This is a genomic window from Sphingobacterium micropteri (assembly GCF_014692515.1).
Lineage (GTDB): Bacteria > Bacteroidota > Bacteroidia > Sphingobacteriales > Sphingobacteriaceae > Sphingobacterium > Sphingobacterium micropteri.
This window is the reverse complement of sequence record NZ_JACOIK010000007.1, coordinates 111692-131524: the sequence shown is the minus strand read 5'-3', so window position 1 is coordinate 131524 and position 19833 is coordinate 111692. Positions and strand designations below refer to the sequence as shown.

Sequence of the window (19833 nt, the reverse complement as noted above, 5' to 3'; positions counted from 1 at the left end):
TTGTATCTAACCCTTTCTAACTATTCTTTCCGTGACAGTTTTTATATTTTTTCCCGGAACCACAAGGACATTCGTCATTTCTACCTACCGTTTGCGTTTTGCGTATAGGTTGTGTTACCTGTTGCTCACGCGTATCTTTATCTTCTTCAGAAACCCCTGTCGGCGATGCCAGCTCTGCTTTAGTTGCTTTAACCTGTGCAGGTTGCGGCTGTACCGGACGTGCTTCCCGAACATTTTGTGGCTCTTGTTGCTGACCTGGGATTTCCCCTTTAAACAAAAAGCTTACAATCTCTTTATTCATGGAAGCCAACATGCTTTTGAACAGATTGTATGCTTCCATCTTATAGATAATAATAGGGTCCTTTTGCTCATATACCGCGTTTTGTACAGATTGCTTCAGGTCATCCATTTCACGTAGGTGTTCCTTCCAAGCCTCGTCAATCAGAGCTAAAACAATACCTTTCTCAAACGATCTGAAAACTTCTTTCCCACTAGACTCTACTGCTTTTTGCAAATTTGTCGCAACTTGTATGCCACGAATACCATCGCTAAACGGTATAACGACATTTTCTATCATTCCTCCACGTTCTGCCAAAACATTTGTCAGTACTGGAAGCGTTTGTTCCGCTACCTGTTGTCCCTTATTTTGATAATGTGTAAGAACCTGTTGGAACAGCTTATCTGTCAATACTGCTAAGCCACTTTGTGCAAACTCCTCCTCCGAGATTTCGGGATTTAGGGCAAACAAGCGAATAACTTCAATTTGGAATTCCTCATAGGTTCCACCTTCTTTTGCTTCGGTCACAATATCTTCCACCACATCGTAAATGGTGTTGTTCAAATCGACATCCAAACGCTCACCAAACAAAGCGTTCTTACGTTTCGAGTAGATTACAGTACGCTGGGAGTTCATCACGTCGTCGTATTCCAACAAGCGCTTACGAATACCAAAGTTGTTTTCTTCCACTTTACGCTGTGCCCTTTCGATTGATTTCGTCAGCATACTGTGCTGCATGACTTCACCTTCTTCGACACCCATTTTCACCATGATGTTGGAAATCCGTTCTGAAGCAAACAAACGCATCAGATTATCTTCCAGCGAAACAAAGAATTGTGACGACCCTGGATCTCCCTGACGGCCGGCCCGTCCACGCAACTGACGGTCTACACGACGCGATTCATGTCGTTCGGTACCGATAATCGCCAAACCTCCTGCCTTAATAACTTCTTCTGTAAGCTTAATATCCGTACCACGACCAGCCATGTTGGTTGCGATCGTTACCTGACCAGGACGTCCTGCTTCCGCCACGATATCTGCTTCTTTTTGGTGAAGCTTCGCGTTCAATACATTATGTTTGATACCACGCAATTTCAACATCCGGCTCAGCAATTCCGAAATCTCGACAGATGTCGTACCAACAAGTACAGGTCTTCCTGCCTCCGTCAAAGCCTGAATCTCCTGTGCTACGGCATTGTACTTTTCTCTTGCGGTGCGGTAAATCAAATCCTGACGATCATCCCGTTGAATAGGTCTGTTTGTCGGAATTTCAACCACGTCCAGCTTATAAATCTGCCAAAGCTCACCCGCTTCTGTAGACGCCGTACCGGTCATCCCCGCAAGCTTGTGATACATCCGGAAATAATTCTGCAAAGTAATCGTCGCATACGTTTGTGTAGCATCTTCTACCTTTACATTTTCTTTCGCCTCTATTGCCTGGTGCAAACCATCAGAATAACGACGCCCTTCCATGATACGCCCCGTTTGTTCGTCCACAATCTTCACCTTACCTTCATCAACGATATACTGATCGTCAATCTCAAATAAGGTGTAAGCTTTAAGCAATTGATTTATGGAGTGGATACGCTCTGATTTAATAGAGTAATCCCGTAATAATTCTTCTTTTTTCTGTGCTTTCTCTTCAAGGGAAAGATCTGATTTTTCGATGTCAGCTATTTCAGATCCCACATCAGGCATAATGAAGAAGTTAGGATCTTCACCCGAAGCCGTAATTAATTCGATACCTTTTTCACTCAGCTCTACTTGATTGTTTTTTTCATCGATCACAAAGAAAAGTTCTGCATCCACTTTAGGCATGTTGCGGCTTTGCTCGGCCATATAATGGTTTTCCACCTTTTGCAATAATTGCCTGTGGTTTCCTTCAGATAGGTACTTAATTAAAGCCTTGTTTTTAGGCAAACCACGATAAGCGCGCAATAAAGCCATTCCTCCACCCTCTACATCAGCATCACCGTTGGCAATAGCTTTTTTTGCTTCGTTAAAAACGGTATTTACATACGCCTTTTGTGCGTTTACCAATCTTTCAATCCGTGGCTTCAATTGATAGAATTCATGCTGATCACCACGTGGGATAGGACCGGAGATAATCAACGGCGTCCGTGCATCATCAATCAAAACGGAGTCCACCTCATCAATCATGGCATAATGTAGTTTACGCTGTACCATGGAATCCGGTGTCTGTGTCATATTGTCGCGCAAATAATCGAAACCAAATTCGTTATTTGTTCCGTACACAATATCTGATAGATAAGCTTTTCTACGTTGCGGTGAATTAGGTTGGTGTTTGTCGATACAATCGACGCTTAATCCGTGGAACTCAAACAAAGGGCCATTCCATTCGGAGTCACGACGTGCCAAGTAATCGTTAACCGTTACAATATGCACACCCTGTCCGGATAATGCGTTCAGGTAAGTCGGTAGTGTACCCACTAAGGTTTTACCTTCCCCTGTAGACATCTCCGCAATCTTACCTTGATGCAAAACGATACCCCCGATAAGCTGCACATCATAATGTACCATATTCCAGGTAACTTCCGTACCGGCTGCTATCCAAGAGTTTTTCCATACCGCTTTATCACCTTCCACAATCACATTCGGTTTACGTGCTGCCAGTTCCCGGTCAAAATCGGTTGCGGTAACCTCAAGTTCTTTATTTTCCGTTAATCGGCGAGCGGTGTCTTTTACCACTGCAAAAGCTTCGGGCAAGATTTCCAATAATACTTCTTCCAGCTTTTTATCCCTATCTTTCGATAGTTTATCGACCTGTTCATAAAGGGCTGTCTTTTCACCCATATCGACATTATCCTGATCCGCTTCTGCTTTCAAGGATGCAATTTCTTCGTCTATATCGGCTAAATAGGCTTTGATTCGGTTTTTAAAATCAGCAGTTTTCGCCCGCAATTCATCGTGGCTTAGCGAGGATAACTTTTCGTATTCCTCTTTGATTTTATCTACAATGGGCTGAATGGATTTGATATCTCGTTCTGACTTGCTGCCAAATAATTTACTTAAAAATTTTAACATAATATTTTCTTATCTCCGTGTACCGCGTGCAATAATGAATCCAATACTATTTTGCAGACATTTTGGCACTAACCGGGCAAATTTAATTATTACATGTGATAACTAACAGTATTCCAGTTTATTTTTTTGTAACGAAGTGAAAACCGAGTCTTTTCTAGGTTCCGGGGGTCAAGAAAAGTCGTTTATCTGTAGTTGGGATAAGTTTTAGCGCCCGGGCTTTATCAAACATTTGTTGAATGGCATTACGCCCTTCATCGCCCAAATCTTCCGAGTACTTATTGACATATAAATCGATATGCTTATACATCACGTCTTCTTCCATTTCCTGTGCGTGCGAACGGATATAGTCTAACCCTGATTTAGGATTTTCAAAAGCAAACTGCACACTCTCACGAACCAATCGGTTGATTTTTAACTTAAGTTCCGCATCCAAACTACGTTTAACAACAATTCCTCCCAACGGTATCGGACTGTTCGTCGTTTGTTCCCAAAAATCACCCAGATCTACGACTTTATGCAACCCTTTAGCTTGATAGGTAAACCTGTTTTCGTGAATGATCAATCCCAAATCAATCGTACCGTCCAATAACGCCTGTTCAATGTCCGAGAACAACAGTTCTACTTTATGCTGTAGGGTTGGAAAGGCTAAACCAAGTAAAAAATTAGCCGTGGTATATTTTCCGGGAATACCAATTTTCAAATTACGTTCGTGCGAGCTCCACGCTATACCCCGTTCTAACATCTCCTGTAAACGGACAGCAAGCTGGGGGTCTTTCGCAATGAGCAAAGGCCCTACCCCAGAACCTAATGCGCTTCCGGCGTCTAGCAATTCGTAGTCCTTTACCGCATATGCAAAAGCATGATAACTCAGCTTGGTGATATCTAGTTCCCGTTGAAAAGCTTTTTGGTTCAAGGTTTCCACATCTTGGTATTGTACATCAAATTCCAGTCCGCCGGTGTCAATTTTACGATGGATCAACGCATCAAAAATAAACGTATCGTTGGGACAGGGCGAAAAGCCTAGCGTAAGTTTCATGTCTTTGCTGTTTTTTAAGCAAAAATAAGAATTTGCTTCTATCTCCTAGCTATTATTTCCCATGTTCCTGGTTGAAGCTCAATTGGTGCCGTACTTTTTCGGCCATTACGTTTTATTTTTCGATATTCGATAGGCAGTTTGATATGTGCCGTGGTTCCATTAGGCACAACAACATCGAGATAGAGTCTATCATCTATCATCTTATAACCAGCAAAGATATCTCCCCTTACGCTTGCCACCTTTGCCGACGCCTCACGAACATCACCCGGTTGAGGCGCCACTAGAAACGTTTTATATCCAGGCGTGAGCGGTCTTATTCCACAAAGCCTACTGGATAACACGGTCAATCCGCCACCGCTCCACGCATGGTTTACAGTTCCTCCTCCAAAACCCTCACGACCAATTCCCCAGCCTTCGAACAGTGTGGTGAAATACTCATTATTGACCATTCCGGAAAAACGCTTTCGGTGTCGAGCATTCGCTTTGGCCGGCTCACGCATTTTATACATAGCCTCGAACACATACTTTTCCATATAGGGGCTTGCATGCTCTTCCTCCAAAAACACTTTTAAAATTTGGTCGTAATATTGTTCGTCCGCAATATCTGCCAGAACGGCCAGCGCATGTACCCGGTCATCCGTTTCACCTGTATACTTAGGATCCCTATACGATTGACCATTCCAAAATCTTTCGTTGAATTTTGTTTTAAACTTCTCCATCTCAAGCCTATATTCTTTCGCCTGCTCATCATAGCGCAGCTCGTTTGCTATTAACTGATTACCTTTTATAGCCAGATAGTACCATAGGTTATGTATGAGCAGCATATCTTTATGATCTCCCCAGTCTCCCCATAGCCATCCACCTTCCCTTACCCTGACAAGACCATCACTATCTTTTTCCCACAGCTGAAGATATTTCTGTATGGCAGGAAAAAGATCTATAAGCAACTGTTTATCGCCCGTATGCATATAATATGTCCAGATCCCGTAGAAACCAATACTCGCCAGTGATTGATCAGCAATTTCGCTATCCCAGTTCCCCGCAGGAATAGGGGAAAATAACGCTCCATCTTCTTTTTGCCAGCCGATTAGTTCATAAAGCCATTTTTTCCCCAGCGCGTGAGACGAAGGTGTCAGGGCATAGAACGCTTCCTCACATTCCAGAACCGCATCACCTGTCCATTGCGCGCGCTCACGATCCGGACAATCCATATAATTATCTCTCATCGTAATGTACAACGTCCGCGCAGCCTTATCCCATAATTTGTTAAAAAACAGGTCAGATGAATGAAACTCCCCCTCAAATGCCGTATCGTATCCGGTTTCCCTGAAGTGGAGTTTGTGCACACGTATCCCCTTCGGAATCACCACATACAGATAATGGCCATTAAGCCACCCTAAACTTTCATATTTTTGCCGTCCCTCTTTGGTGATATAAGTTGCGCTGATATTTTCTGCTCCTCCATTGTATTGGAGATAATTATCCGTCAAGAATTGAATCGTATCTCCTGCCGAGCCCTCTACATCAATAATAGGCGTAAATTGCATGTTATAAGGCAGTTTACAGATCACTGTATCCCCTTTTTCGGTAATATCTGTATCGTTGAATGCGCGCTCACCATAGTCTTTCCATAAGGGGATTGGCCGCTTCACCAGCTTATTCCAAGGGTGTATACCTATTTCCCCGTATGTTTTGACATGATCAGGATTAACAAAACCAGCCTCTAGCTTATACCAGTTTTCGTTAGTTATCCTGGCATCGTACTGAATATTAGATTCCGATAACCGGAAGTTCGGCACAGTACCGGCACTCGTTCCATACTCCTCTAGTCTTTTTCCCATCCAGGAACTATCGCTTAACAGCTCATACCCCTCGCTTTGTGCATCGAAAAACAAGCCTAACATACCACTGCTCTTATGCGAGAAACCGTTTTTACCAAAATACCATACTTTTACACCAATTGTATTTCCTCCTTTTTTTAAATATGGCGCAATATCAAATTCATCATAGTATGTATCGTTTGGGGTGGGGCCCCTTTTTAGTCCGCCCTCAAAAATAACGAGTTTATCGTTGATATACAGCCAATATTTACTGTCGACAGCAATCCGTGCGATCAACTTAGTGGGTAGGTGGTCTATCACGAAATCTTTTCGAAAACCTGCCCAGACATTGACGGTGTCTCCTTCCGGCAGATCGATACCTATCCATTTTGCTTTCCATGGTTGCGCAGAGGCCTTACCAATCAAAATGTAGCCTATAAAGAAAAATACAACTACTATCTTTAAACTTGATCCGCGCATTTTAAAACAATTAAACGAAGCGCCTGTCCTCATTATAAATTATAGCGATTCTATCAACGTAACCGTATACTTTACGGTCGTATTCGTCGGTACAGTACTATCAAAACCCACCATAACCGTTCCCTTATTATGTTGATTGTAATCTCCGTATTTATAGTTCCCAAATTCACTTTTATATTCTCTTGGGTTTTCAGAAGGTCTTATGGTGAGTTTAAAAGGCACCTCCGAATCGACCGTTAGGATCATATCTTTCCCCTGCTGGGAAAGTCTTATCGTATTTTTGCTCATGATTTCCGCGGATGCCGGCGTCACCATATTCCATCTCAAATCGACAGGGTCGGTGTTCGTTTCTATAGAATCTTCTATTTTTAGAAATGACTCATCTACGATAACCGCCTTTCTGGTTGCTCTCTTCAGCTCATTGTTCAAGTTTAATGCTGGTGTCAAATCCACCTTAGCACCGAGCTCGCGACCCTTATCGTACGTTTCGATAATTTCGGATTTACCCTCCACATTATGCCGTTGATTATTAATAGTCAGCGTATTGTGATTTAAATTATTATACCTAAAAATATCCCAACGTTGCGAGTTTTGACTCATATTCCACAGATCTACGCCCTCGGACTCCAATGTAATATAGCTCTGCAAACCAAAATCCATTGCCCAACGGAACTTCCCGACATCATACACAAAGGTGCCTTGATCCATATGTCCATGGGGATCACCTGCTCTCCCTCCTTTGATGCCAAGATATTTCCCTTCGCCATCCTTCCAGTTCGTGCGAACAATCGATATTGGCGTCATGCCATGCCCCGTATAGGTATTTCCGCTAGGTGGTTTAATTTCCGATAAAGTTAGATTTTTCCCAAACACTAAAGCATTAGGCAAGAAACGGTGTTCGTCCGAATTGATCTTTTTGGTATATCCACCTTTTCTGATCAGTGGTATTTCCTGATAAATTAACGCCGGATCTTGTTCTTTTTCCGCAAACCAGAATAAAGCAGAGGACGGTGCTACCGCACGACCACCATCGTAATAATTAAAATAATAACCAGACGGACCAACAGCATAGAGCATATAGTATGCGGAGGAGTTAAAGCCGGGTGCATTAGACAATCCGAGCTCCGACCCTAAGGCACTCTCTAACGCAGCAAAAAACATCACCTGAAAAGTGGTTCCATAATTCCAGTAGCCCGGACCTTCCGGATAGTTCCCGTCCGGCGCGTACGTTTCCAACGGCAACTTGGTAGATTCCAGTGCCCGTTCGATAATCGCGGTAGCCTGTTCTTTTTCATCTTCAAAAATAGCCAATGCAGCATACACCAGCCCGCCGTTACACACCGGATTCCAGTTATTATGTCGCGTTAAGAACAAATTATCTCCAGATACATAGGATGGCTTGAAAGCCTTTTCTATAATGGCCTGCCGAACCAACTTACGCGTATCATCTGTCAAGCCATCATAAAGCCAGTCATAAGCGATAGCCACCCCCATTGCCATCTCCCCAACATCGAGAAAATGGGATGGATTCCAAGATTCAAATGCACATACCGCTTTGAGCTCGTCCTCCGCCCGTTGCAGATAGCGGGTGTCGCCAGTCATTCGGTAACTATATGATAGGTAGTACAAGCGCGTAAGAGCACGGCGCGATATCGCCAATAGACGTTTACCTTCTTTTTTGAAGACGAGTGTCGGTTCATCAAACAGCTCTTCACTAACTTGCCGAATGTACGTGTCGATTCGTTGAAATTCGGGATTTCGTTGTAAGGAGGCACGGATAACTTCTTCATCTCCTTGTTTCAGCAGGAGCCTTGGATGACCGCCTATCTTGTCATAATCGTATGATAATTTCGTTTTATCCTGCGCACAACTCCATAGAGAGCAAGTCAAAAAACAAGTTATCAAAAGACATTTTATGGTATGAAACATAGATTTATGGTATTTTTTGCAATATACGGTTCTTTAGTTAAGTCTGGCGTTGAACACGGGTGCATGTGTCGCGTGAGAAGGGGTCCCTCCTTCTACATAAGGCCAACCATCCTGACCCCATTTTATTTGATCAAGCATCAGCACCCGACCGGAAGGATCGCTGGTGCGCACACCATGATACAATATCCAATCGTTACCTGCGTCATCTTGAACGATCTGCGAACAATGTCCATTGCCCACGAAGGAATCATTTCGATCAATAATTAAGGTTCGTCCGTTATTCATCATATCAAAGCCACTTCTATTATAATAAGGGCCGGCGAGGCTAGTGGAACGTCCTACAACCAATTGATAGGTACTGTTGATTCCCGCACAGCAAGATCCGATAGAAGCAAACATATAGTAGTATCCATCTTTCTTGTGAATATACACCCCTTCGAAATAAGTGCCCGCCACCTGTCTTTTTTCCGCACCCTCTTTTACCGAAAGACCGTCCTCGCTCATCTCAATCAAGTAAATGCCGCGGAAACTTCCCCACATCATATAGTTCCGTCCATTATCTTCGATAAAGCAGGGGTCGATGGAGTTTTGCACACCAATCTCATTACTTCGGAATAACGGTCCATGATCCGTAAACGGACCTGCCGGATTGCTCGCTGTGGCCACACCAATGCCGCAGCTCCACTCGCCACCCCATACGGACATGGAGTAATATAGTACGTACTTTCCGTTGATATATCGGGCATCGGGAGCCCAAAGGCCACCATTTGGCTCAAACGAAGGGCGAGTGGCATCCGTGAATGCTGTACCCACCAGTTCCCAGTTGACTAAATCGCTAGATTTCATGATCGGGATATTGCGGATATCCTCGGTTGCATATAAATAAAAGAATCCATCTTCTGCTTTGATTAGAGTCGGGTCTGGTAGACTCCGTGCTATCACGGGGTTACTATATAGGTTATCGAGGTAGGAGAAGCGTCGAAGATTCGATTGATTGGTACCGATATCCACGCGAACATCCATGGCGATGCGTTCGCCGAGCTGCGGTGACAACACCCGAACCAGCGTATCCGTCACCAAAAGAAGGTCGGCTGTATCGCCATCAAAAGTCACGGTAATATTTTCTTCCATATTTCCGAATCCCGAGCCCATGATATCGACTGGTTCTCCGATATAGGCACGGGTTAGTGAGTCAATAGATGGCTTCGTAAAACCAAACGTGAAATAATATTGGTTGGATCGTTCTTCGCCAATCTCCAAGTGTATCTTGGCATAACCAGCCTCGGTTTGTGCAGGCACAACCGCCTCAATTTTGCCTGCCGAATAATTTACAATCTCTGCAGCTTGGTCGCCAAACATGACCTTGATCGTCGAGCCGTCATCCCCGAAGTTTACACCGGAGATGATCACATGATTACCGGGGAGTGCCGTTTGCGGAACCACCGCCCTTATTCCAGGTTTACTGCTGTCACCAACATCCAAGTCATCTATCTTTTTGTCAGAACAGCCTAAAAACAGCAACGCGATAAATAAAGATACCATGCCGTTTAATATTGATTTTTTTATCTTTTTGTCCATTTTTTTTGATCTGTATAATTATCTATACGTGTAAGAAACTAATCGATTTCTTATTACCATGGAAAACGTTGATCGAGCTCCGTATTGATCGTTACTTCCTGTAATGGGTACGGCAGCAGAAAATGCCGGCTCCGGTCGAAGGTTATCCCAGGCTCCCGATAGGTCTGTTGAAAAGCATCGGTTTCCACATAGAACGAATTAAAGCGGATCGCTTCGTCGAGTTGGTCGAGCTTTTCTCTCAATAAATTCCAGCGCACCAAATCCTGTTTTCGCAGCCCCTCAAAGCATAATTCACGTAGGCGTTCATCGACCAGTTCGTTGAAAAAAGCATCATGTTGCGTACTTCCGATATATGGATCCAGCCCTGCCCGTTCCCGCACAATATTCAAGCTATTTACCGCTTCCACTGATGCATCTGCTGTTCCGAAACGGCCGCCAATAATAGCTTCCGCATGCATCAGCAATACGTCCGAGTAACGTAATAATGGAAAATTGATACTGGTATAGTTTGGATCAGTAGCTGATCCCGTCACATTATTCAGAATAGTATAAGGAGCGTCTACAATGCTTCGCTGTGTACGCAATGCCTCCATATTCGTAGGTTCCCATCTCCTGTATTTGCCGATCGCAAATTCTTGGTGCAACGGGCGGTCAAAAATATAGCTCATCGTATAGCGTTGATTGGCCGAAGAGTAATTGTTGCGGTATCCTGCGATGTTCCAGGTCATGCGGGTATCCTCCGCTGCATAGCGATTATATAGTGCAACCGAAGCATTCACATTAGCAAAACCTCGGGGAATATCGGATGTTCCGACAAACTCTACGCCATTGATATTGCCCATCCGTCCGTGCACATTCAATCCCATTTCTATCAAGTTACCAAAGGACACCTCATAAAGTGATTCGCGCAAATCGTACCGATTTTGCAGGTAATTCATGAAATGGTTACGATAGCTCTGCGGATCGGTGGCGTAAGGCACGATATGGTGCCAGCCATCTTGGATAATAACCTCGCATTGTTGCCTGGCTTTCTCAAAATATTGTTGTGGATTGTCAAAATAACAATCTGCTTCATTTTCTGCCAAGTAGGGCTGAAAGCCCCCCATGCGTAAATACAAGCGTGCTAGCATGCCGTGTGCCGCCATTTTATTGGGCTCTCCCGGAATATAGTCGGGACTATTGGCATGAAGCAGATGCTCTGCAGCAAACAAATAATCGCGTTCCACCTGTTGGTAAACCTCCAACACGGTAGAAGGAGCCACGTGATTATCATCCTGATTAGCGCTGGGCTTTAGGCGGATAGGCACAGGACCAAACCAATTCGCCAAGTTAAAATAAGCGAATGCGCGCATAAAACGTGCTTTCGCTAGATAACGGTTGGTTTGTTCCTCGGAAAACATCTCCGGATCTAAGTTCTTTTCCAGCTGATTCACCAAGTTGATCATGCTGTAGAAGTGTAGCCATATATTCTGCACCTCATCACTGGAAGAGGTATACGCGTATCGGGCCGCTCCCCAGTTGGCAGCAGAAGAGTTCGTATACATCTCGTCCGTACCGCTTTCCAGCACCACATTAAACTTATAGCCATACATATCATCGTTGGCCATCCCGCTATAAATCCCCGCAAGTGCCATTTCCACTTCCGATGCGGAAGAATAGAATGTCTCGTCCCGCCACGTCGATAGCGGGTCTAAGTCAAGGAATTTCTTGCATCCGGCGCTTATACATGCTGTTAGCAAAGCCATTATGGCTACGACCACTCGAAATCTTTTTGTATTCATCATTTCCTAATTTTATGCCGTTTTATAATCGATTAAAAAGAAAGTTCCAGTCCGGCCGATATCGTCATGCTCTGCGGATAAGCAGAGTAATCCAAGCCGGGGGTTAATGCCCCAAATCTTCCTACAGACACATCGGGGTCATAACCCTCATACTTTGTCAAGGTTAGTAAGTTCTGCGCGGATAACGATACTCTACATCGCTTCATACGTACGCGCGATACCAAATCCTCGGGAAGATTATAACCGAAGGAAACCGTCTTTAGCTTGAGGTAGGAACCATCCTGTATATGCCTTGAATCCAACTTGTACCCGAAGGGTGTTAACAAGTTCGTACCGTCGAATCGCATACCGCCGATCTCGGTATCCGGATTTGTCGGTGTCCAGAAGTTCGTTAGTGACTTCAGTCCATTTCTGCTAGTCTGGTATATATTTCCATATTCCGACTGGTTTCCATTCAATAGATCGAATCCATAGGCCCATTGCAGTAGAAACTGCAAATCGAACGCCTTGTACTGGAAATTATTGAACAATCCTCCGGTATGCTTAGGGTGTGGATTACCGATAATCGTCCGGTCGTCCTGATTAATGATCCCGTCACCATTCACATCCTTAAACCGTACCATGCCCGGCTTAGTAACACTCACATGCGTCGGAATTCCCTCCTTAAGGGTGTATGTTCCATTTTGGAAGCTGAAATCGTCCATCTGATAAAGTCCGTCGAATACGAAGCCATACATCATACCCACCGGCTGACCGACTTCGGTGATGTATTGGTACTCTGTCTGCATGAACTGCACATCCCATTGTGGATCGGTACGAATCTCCTTCTGACCACTGTTCAATTGTATCGTTTTGGTCCGGTTGAAGGAAATATTAAAATTGGTGCTCCAAGTGAAATTGGCATTCCGAATGTTTTGAGACTCTAATGTAAATTCTATCCCTCTATTGGAAACTTCGCCGACATTTTGTTGAACACGGGCAAAGCCGGTGCTTGGCGCCATATCGGCTGCCAACAACAAATCTACCGTATTTTTCTGGTAGATATCTACCGTCAAATTATACCGCCTGAGAAGCTGTAGATCCAACCCGATATTCGTTTGTTCCGTTTTTTCCCATCGAAGATCAGGCACGGCCATGTTGCTCTGAAAGGCTCCAGGAACATAGCTCTGGTTGGCGCCCAGTATATAGCCGCTATTCGAGTTGACACTAAAAAGGTTGTATGCCACGAAATCCCCTACACGGTTATTTCCCGTAGCGCCCCAGCCACCACGAAGCTTAAGATCGGTGATTGCTTCAATCGGTTTGATGAAAGATTCCTCCGAAAGGCGCCATGCGAGCGAAAATGAAGGGAAATAACCCCAGCGGTTGGCTGTACGAAACTTAGAAGAGCCATCTGTACGCATCGTTGCGGTCAGTAAATATTTGTTGTCGTACGTATAGTTTACCCTTCCAAAGACCGAAAACAACGAATTCCTGGAATAGTCCGTACTGGCAATGGTCGATCCAGTCGCAATACCTAAGTTATAGATACCAAACTCATCGGTAGGCAAGTTAGTGTTCTGTAAGCTATTGAACTTTGATGTATTGTACTGCGCCTCGAGTCCAGCCAATACGCCGTAATTGTGTTTACCAATCTGGTCTTTATACCGCAATGTATTGGACGTTGACAACACATCCCAGCGATTGTTCGTCAACGAACCGTTGATTCCTCGACTAGTACGCGTTGCTTCATAAGAGTCTCGTTTGTGGAACGTAGTCGTTTCGCGGAGACTTGCTCGATAATTACCCATCATGCTCAGCGTCAGTTTCCTCGTTATATCATAATTAAAACCGAGCGTACCGCCCAGTACATCGTCGAGTCGAAAGCGATCGGTACTCTGCATTCTGCGAACGGGGTTAAGAAGATAAGGGTCAGTATCTTCTACGCCAGCCTCATCGCTGTCTGTCCAGTTGATCGGCGTCAAGGGGCGGAAAGATATCGCATCACGGATAATACTGTGCCGTGAATTTCCAGACGCTATCTGTCCATCATGGTTGTTCCGACTGTACTCCAATTGCACATTTGCTTCAAAGTTAGGTGCGATTTTGTGTGTAAATTTCAACCGGTTGTTGATTTTCCGGAAATTTGTCTCGATCAGTGTTCCTTGTTGGTTCACGAAGTTTCCGCTATATAAGAACGTCGTTTTGCTGTTGCCTCCGCGCAACGAAAGCGACTGATTCGTCGAGTTCGTCGACCTGAATATCTCATCTTGCCAGTTGATACCTTCTACATCGCGGTATAATTCCGGATCCACATATCGTCGGTTAAAAAACTCTACGTTGGTCCCTGGCACATAGTTGTCATTGGCATACGCCATTTTTTGCTGATAGATCACATACTCGTAAGGGTTCATCACATCCAGACGGGTGGGGATATGTTCAAACCAGGCCGACGAACGGATGTCTACATCGGTACGTCCGTCGTTATTCCCACCATAGGTATTGATCACGACAACGCCATTTGCACCCCGCGAACCGTAGATAGCAGTGGCAGAAGCATCTTTCAGGATATCAAAACTCTTAATATCGCGCGTATTGATGGTACCCGGATCAAATCCCTCCAATGGCACACCGTCCACCACGTAAAGCGGAGAGTTGTCACCGGTTATGGAATTCCCCCCCCGGATCACGATCTGCAAAGGTGCCCCAGGCGTGCCATCCTGTGAAGTCACCTGTACTCCTGCCACCCGACCCGCCAACGCTTGGTCGAAGTTGGCTGCCGGTGCTTCCGCAAGTTGCTTGGTGTTGACACTAGCTACCGAACCCGTTAGATCCTCCTTTCGGATCACATCGTAGCCGATCACCACTTCCTCCAGCTTCACATCTTCCACCTCCAACACCATGTCGATCTGCTGCCGACCGAGGACGGCCTGTTCCTCTCGGCGAAATCCGAGGGAAGAAAAAATCAATATCGCATCGGAGGGCACGTTATTAATGATATACGTTCCCTGCTCGGTCGTGGTTGATCCGCCTGTTTTCCCTTTTATAGAAACACTGACGCCTCCGATCGGCATTCCATTTGCCTCTTTTACTGTGCCCTTCACACTTTGCTGCGCCTGTGCGGAAAAAGCGAAAAGGACACTGATAATTAGTATAATATATACGTTACTCCTCATATTTTCTTACTTAATATCCAATAATTTAGTTTTCTGGTTCTACCGCTCTGTAATGGAAATCTGAAAGGAAGAAAATCCCCCCTCGTCCCGGTGCGGATGCGTTGTTTAGTAGTTCTCCTTCGAAATAAGAAGCAATTTTAAAAGCTACGGTAAAGGTTGTAGAAACCTGTTCGACTGGAATAGCATAGGTACATTTTACCCACTTACCGTAGAAGGTGCCCAGCTCTGGCCGCTTACGCCCATCTGGATCAACACCCTTTTGGTCTCCAGGATAAGGTGTGCCGATAAACACTGGTCCCCAAGGCGATCCCGCGGAATTGCTGCCCGCCGTGCCTTCGGAGCGTTGACAACGCATCACATCGTTGACTTGCGTCCAGGTGCCGTTCAACCAATTGCCATTGGCGTCTTGAATAGTGCCTCCGGTATAGTCTGTAGAAATGTACACCTCCATATCCGCAGGTGTCCTACCATCTGCCATGTAGGTCTGGAAGTGTGGCATATAATAATAGTCAAAAGATAGCTCGTAACCGTATTCAAACGGTGTTAAATCCTGCGTGTTGGTGACCATCCAGCTTGTCGTTGGAGTGGTAGCGTTTGATCCATTATGTAGCTGGTTTTCGAGTATTGTCTGCGTGGTGTTTTCCCGCGGTCGTTCGGGTGGTGCGACGAACGCCCGGCCTGAACTATTATCAATTTCACCCCAGATATCATCGCCGATGCCGCGTTGAATAACCTGCACCGTGAAACCGTCACCTCCGGTAGGATACGATCCGGACGTCCGCAGGGTAGGATAAAACAAATAAATCGTTTCTCGCGGCATGACTTCCGGGCGGTCGGTGATGATGGTGGTCAGCTTCCCGTCGAACAAAACCTCTTCGCCAGTAATATTGCTGACAACACGCACGACAGGCGTCAACGTATCGTAATCTGAATAGACATAATTTGGGGAAAGGGAAACCTCTCCTGTTTTACCATCAATGACCAACTTATCTTCTTCTGTTGCCAGCTCGTAGGTCACATCTGGATTAGCGCTCGGCAGAAGCGGAGCCGAGGTTTTACTATCCGTTTGACCATACACCAAATTTTGGTTTTTCGGTGTATAAACAAGATTTGTCGGCAATAGCGGACCGACGTTCAAATGAAATGCTTTCTTAAATACCGTTTCGTACTTGGTGGCACCATCCTGTGTTGTTACCTTAATATCAAAATAGTAGTCGCCGGCGGTAAAAGTGTGCCCGGCAGCTACCGTAATAATACCATTGCTCGCTGTGTTCTCCGAAGCAAAAAAAGTAAGTGGGTTTCCATATTCATCCACATAACCTGCATCTGGGCTAATGGGAATATCTACCACATGGCTCTCACCGATACGTACATATTGCTGATAGGTATCGTCCAGAGAGGAGCCGTCGCTCCGCGAGATACCAACCAACTCAAACTTTGGCGTCAGCCCGCCGGTCTGTACCGTGGGTGGAGCCGTCACAATCTGGCCGCCCTCCCGGGCGTTACCAACACTTACATACCGTAGATCGTAGGGAGCTCCTGGTGGGTTGGTCCTAAAATCTTCCTTACAAGAGAAGGGGACTATCACCCAGCAGCAAAGTAGGAATAAAAGCCGTGTTTTATTTTTCATGATCAAATCGTTTATAAAAGTTAGCACCTCTACAGATACCTCTTTTAGTTTTATAACTGTTTTTTAATTTAATGAATGGTTTTAATAACTGTCTGTTGCAAATATCAATAAACAATGTGCGCTACAGCGGGGGTAAAGCGTCTAAATTGAGGGGGTATTTTATCCTCCTGCTCTTCTTCAGAAAGAACATCGATTTAGCAATAAATTACTTGCTGCGTACGTTGATCGTTAAAATGCCGCCGACATTTAACACCTTACATTCCGACATTTATCCCCCCATGCGTCCAGCTTTTTTTTTTTTAATTTGTTTCGTTGCTAACAAACGTTAAGTACATGAAAAGAAACCATATCATAGACTTTTTTATCCGACCTTTGCTTGTTTTAGCGTGTGTATATGCTACACCTTGCGCAAACGCCCAACAAAATAGAAACACGTCCCATAAAAAGAAAAATATTTTATTTATCGCCATCGATGACTTACGGCCAGAACTAGCTTGCTACGGTATGACACAGGTGAAAACACCACATATCGATAAACTAGCCCAGCAAGGAAATCTTTTCGAAAATGCCTATTGTCAACAAGCTGTTTGCGCACCCTCCAGAAATAGTGTGCTGACCGGCCTCCGCCCCGATGCGATGCAAATATACGATCTCGGAACCTTTTTCAGAACGACGGTACCCGATGTTGTAACGCTACCACAACTGTTTAAAGAAAATGACTATATTTCCGAAAACGTCGGTAAAATATACCATGTCGGACATGGCAACAAGAACGATCAGCAGTCGTGGACCACGGTATGGAATTATCGGGGAGAGCTCGACGCGCTTCCCAAAATAAATCATGGCGATACGACGGGCCTGGAGTCTAGCCTTCCAAAACTCAACGGAAAGGTCCTTCCTTATTATCGTTCGCATGCTGCCGAAGAAAATTTATCCGATGGCCGGGTAGCCGCCATCGCAGTGGAACGTATCGAAGCGCTAAAAGATCAGGATCAACCCTTCTTCTTGGGCGTAGGTTTCACCGCGACCCATTTACCTTTTGTTGCTCCTTCCAGCTATTGGGACCTATATGACCCATTGGATATCGCTATTCCGAGCCAGCAAGAGCCGAGCGGCATGTATAACCAAGCTTTTATAAAATGGTCTGGAGAATTAGCAACATACCATGGTATTGCTCCATTTAAAGAAAAAGGCACACTTCCGGACAGTATCGCTCGGAATCTCATCCAAGGATATCACGCTTCCGTCAGCTTCGTCGATGCCCAGGTTGGCAAACTTTTAGACGCCCTCGAAAAGAACGGTTTACGCGAAAATACGATTGTGGTATTATGGGGCGACCATGGCTATAAACTCGGTGAGTATGGTATGTGGTGCAAGCACTCGAACGCGGAGCTGGATACCCGCGCGCCACTGATCATCCGTAATCCGGACCAGACGAACGGTAACAGAAGCTTCTCCGTAGTAGAGTTACTCGATATCTACCCGACCCTCTGTGAACTTACAGGCATTCAGGCGCCAGATCACCTGCAAGGAAAAAGTCTTGTTCCGATACTAAACAACCCGGGGGTCCGGGTGAAGGAAGTCGCCATGAGTCAGTGGCCGAAAGGAAAAACATATCCTGGAACACCGCCAAGCCGGGAAATTATGGGCTATTCCATTACCGATGGCCGCTACCGCTTTACCCGTTGGCAATATTATAAAAACCCCAACCATATTATCGCAAAGGAATTGTATGACCACACCGAAAGTAGGCTCGATACGAAGAATTTAGCTAAATCCAAGAAATACGAGGCCGAGGTGCGCCGTCTGGAATCACTTTTAAACGGCTTACTCGAAGAGCGGCAATAACCAAGCATCACTAATTGATTGACAACAAACACATCACTTTAAAATAACTAGACATCAGAATGAAGATAATCACGTCAACCTTGCTTTTATGTTCCTTAGCGTTTTCTAGCTGCCATACTGACGATAGCAGCAAAGCATTACTGGAAAAAAGCGAAAAGCAGCTTTCTATGCTGCGTACAGCCGCGCTGAACGAGCATAAAAATCCCCGGACTTTAACCAAAGATGGCCATATCCATTGGATACAATCTTCTTATGATTGGACGGAAGGATTTTGGCCAGGGACCTGTTGGATGTTGTATGAGCACACCAACGATAAAAAATGGAAAGAGGCCGCCGAAGCTTCGCAGCAATTGTTCGAATCCCATAAGGATCTGACAACCGATCATGATCTGGGCTTCATTTTTAACAACTCTTACGGCAAAGCATACCGAATAACAAAAGAAGAACGATACAAACAGGTTTTGCTTGACGCAGCACGAGCCTTGTCTACACGATTTAACGATACGGTGGGCTGCATCCAGAGCTGGGATGTTGATCACGGATGGCAAGCTGAGCGGGGTTGGAAGTTCCCGGTCATTATCGATAACATGATGAATCTGGAGATGCTCTTTGAAGCCAGCAATATCACCGGGGACAGCAGCTATCGAAAAATCGCTGTTGCACATGCCAATACCACCATGGCAAACCATTTCAGGCCCGATGGCAGCTCTTTTCACGTAGTGGACTATGACCTCGAGACGGGAAAAGTGGCCCATCAGATAACCGCGCAAGGTTATTCCGATGAAAGCGCGTGGGCACGCGGGCAGGCTTGGGCCCTATACGGCTACACCATGTGCTACCGCTATACCAAGGACAAAAAGTACCTCGACTTCGCAGAGAAAATAGCAGCTTTTATACTCAACCATCCGAACTATCCGGAAGACGGCGTCCCTTATTGGGATTTCGACGCACCCAATATTCCGAACGAAATCCGGGATGCCTCCTCGGGTGCAATTCTTGCGTCTGCCCTATTGGAATTAAGTTCCTATACCGATGATAAATACCTAGCTTCCGCGCAGCATATTCTCGACTCTCTGGCAAGCGACACCTATACCGCAAAGACCGGAGAGAACGGTAATTTTATTTTAAAGCATAGCGTGGGAAGTATTCCGCATGGCAATGAAATCGATGTACCGCTGAATTATGCGGATTATTACTATATTGAGGCGCTATCCCGATTAAAAGAAAGAGGGTTGTAGAACGTTATAAAACATG

General features: G+C 45.1%; 10 protein-coding genes. 2 read left to right on the top strand and 8 right to left on the bottom strand.

What is annotated here, in order from left to right; genetic code table 11:
• Positions 1-16: 16 nt before the first annotated feature.
• From secA to H8B06_RS10910, 8 genes are all read right to left on the bottom strand, one after another.
• Positions 17-3322, bottom strand: a complete 3306-nt coding sequence (secA, locus tag H8B06_RS10945; protein WP_190994325.1) for a preprotein translocase subunit SecA — start codon at positions 3320-3322, stop codon at positions 17-19.
• 154 nt (positions 3323-3476) lie between these two features.
• Positions 3477-4358, bottom strand: a complete 882-nt coding sequence (locus H8B06_RS10940) for a menaquinone biosynthesis family protein (RefSeq protein WP_190994324.1) — start codon at positions 4356-4358, stop codon at positions 3477-3479.
• Between the two features lie 38 nt (positions 4359-4396).
• The gene (locus H8B06_RS10935) at positions 4397-6658 is read right to left on the bottom strand and encodes an alpha-L-rhamnosidase-related protein (protein WP_190994323.1); all 2262 of its coding nucleotides are present in this window, start codon (positions 6656-6658) and stop codon (positions 4397-4399) included.
• A 39-nt stretch (positions 6659-6697) separates the two neighbouring features.
• A complete protein-coding gene (locus tag H8B06_RS10930) occupies positions 6698-8548 on the bottom strand; it encodes a heparinase II/III domain-containing protein (protein ID WP_223857618.1) in 1851 nt (616 codons plus the stop codon).
• Positions 8549-8620: 72 nt separating this feature from the next.
• Positions 8621-10165, bottom strand: coding sequence for a family 43 glycosylhydrolase (locus H8B06_RS10925; protein ID WP_190994321.1), 1545 nt, complete (start codon positions 10163-10165; stop codon positions 8621-8623).
• 53 nt (positions 10166-10218) lie between these two features.
• Complete coding sequence (locus tag H8B06_RS10920) at positions 10219-11949, bottom strand: RagB/SusD family nutrient uptake outer membrane protein (RefSeq protein ID WP_190994320.1); 1731 nt, start codon at positions 11947-11949, stop codon at positions 10219-10221.
• A 29-nt stretch (positions 11950-11978) separates the two neighbouring features.
• A complete protein-coding gene (locus H8B06_RS10915; RefSeq protein ID WP_190994319.1) occupies positions 11979-15101 on the bottom strand; it encodes a SusC/RagA family TonB-linked outer membrane protein in 3123 nt (1040 codons plus the stop codon).
• Positions 15102-15126: 25 nt separating this feature from the next.
• Complete coding sequence (locus H8B06_RS10910) at positions 15127-16731, bottom strand: hypothetical protein (protein WP_190994318.1); 1605 nt, start codon at positions 16729-16731, stop codon at positions 15127-15129.
• 333 nt (positions 16732-17064) lie between these two features.
• Between H8B06_RS10910 and H8B06_RS10905 the strand changes: the two genes are divergently transcribed.
• Positions 17065-18579: a sulfatase gene (locus tag H8B06_RS10905; protein WP_190994317.1), complete on the top strand. Its 1515-nt coding sequence runs from the start codon at positions 17065-17067 to the stop codon at positions 18577-18579.
• Positions 18580-18638: 59 nt separating this feature from the next.
• Positions 18639-19817 (top strand): glycoside hydrolase family 88 protein, encoded by a 1179-nt coding sequence (locus H8B06_RS10900; protein ID WP_190994316.1) that lies wholly within the window; start codon positions 18639-18641, stop codon positions 19815-19817.
• Positions 19818-19833 lie beyond the last annotated feature (16 nt).

Bases quoted from the DNA above. Each gene is read 5' to 3' on its own strand.
- secA (WP_190994325.1), bottom strand. From the start codon at position 3,322: ATGTTAAAATTTTTAAGTAAATTATTTGGCAGCAAGTCAGAACGAGAT.
- H8B06_RS10940 (WP_190994324.1), bottom strand. From the start codon at position 4,358: ATGAAACTTACGCTAGGCTTTTCGCCCTGTCCCAACGATACGTTTATT.
- H8B06_RS10935 (WP_190994323.1), bottom strand. From the start codon at position 6,658: ATGCGCGGATCAAGTTTAAAGATAGTAGTTGTATTTTTCTTTATAGGC.
- H8B06_RS10925 (WP_190994321.1), bottom strand. From the start codon at position 10,165: ATGGACAAAAAGATAAAAAAATCAATATTAAACGGCATGGTATCTTTA.
- H8B06_RS10920 (WP_190994320.1), bottom strand. From the start codon at position 11,949: ATGATGAATACAAAAAGATTTCGAGTGGTCGTAGCCATAATGGCTTTG.
- H8B06_RS10915 (WP_190994319.1), bottom strand. From the start codon at position 15,101: ATGAGGAGTAACGTATATATTATACTAATTATCAGTGTCCTTTTCGCT.
- H8B06_RS10910 (WP_190994318.1), bottom strand. From the start codon at position 16,731: ATGAAAAATAAAACACGGCTTTTATTCCTACTTTGCTGCTGGGTGATA.
- H8B06_RS10905 (WP_190994317.1), top strand. From the start codon at position 17,065: ATGAAAAGAAACCATATCATAGACTTTTTTATCCGACCTTTGCTTGTT.
- H8B06_RS10900 (WP_190994316.1), top strand. From the start codon at position 18,639: ATGAAGATAATCACGTCAACCTTGCTTTTATGTTCCTTAGCGTTTTCT.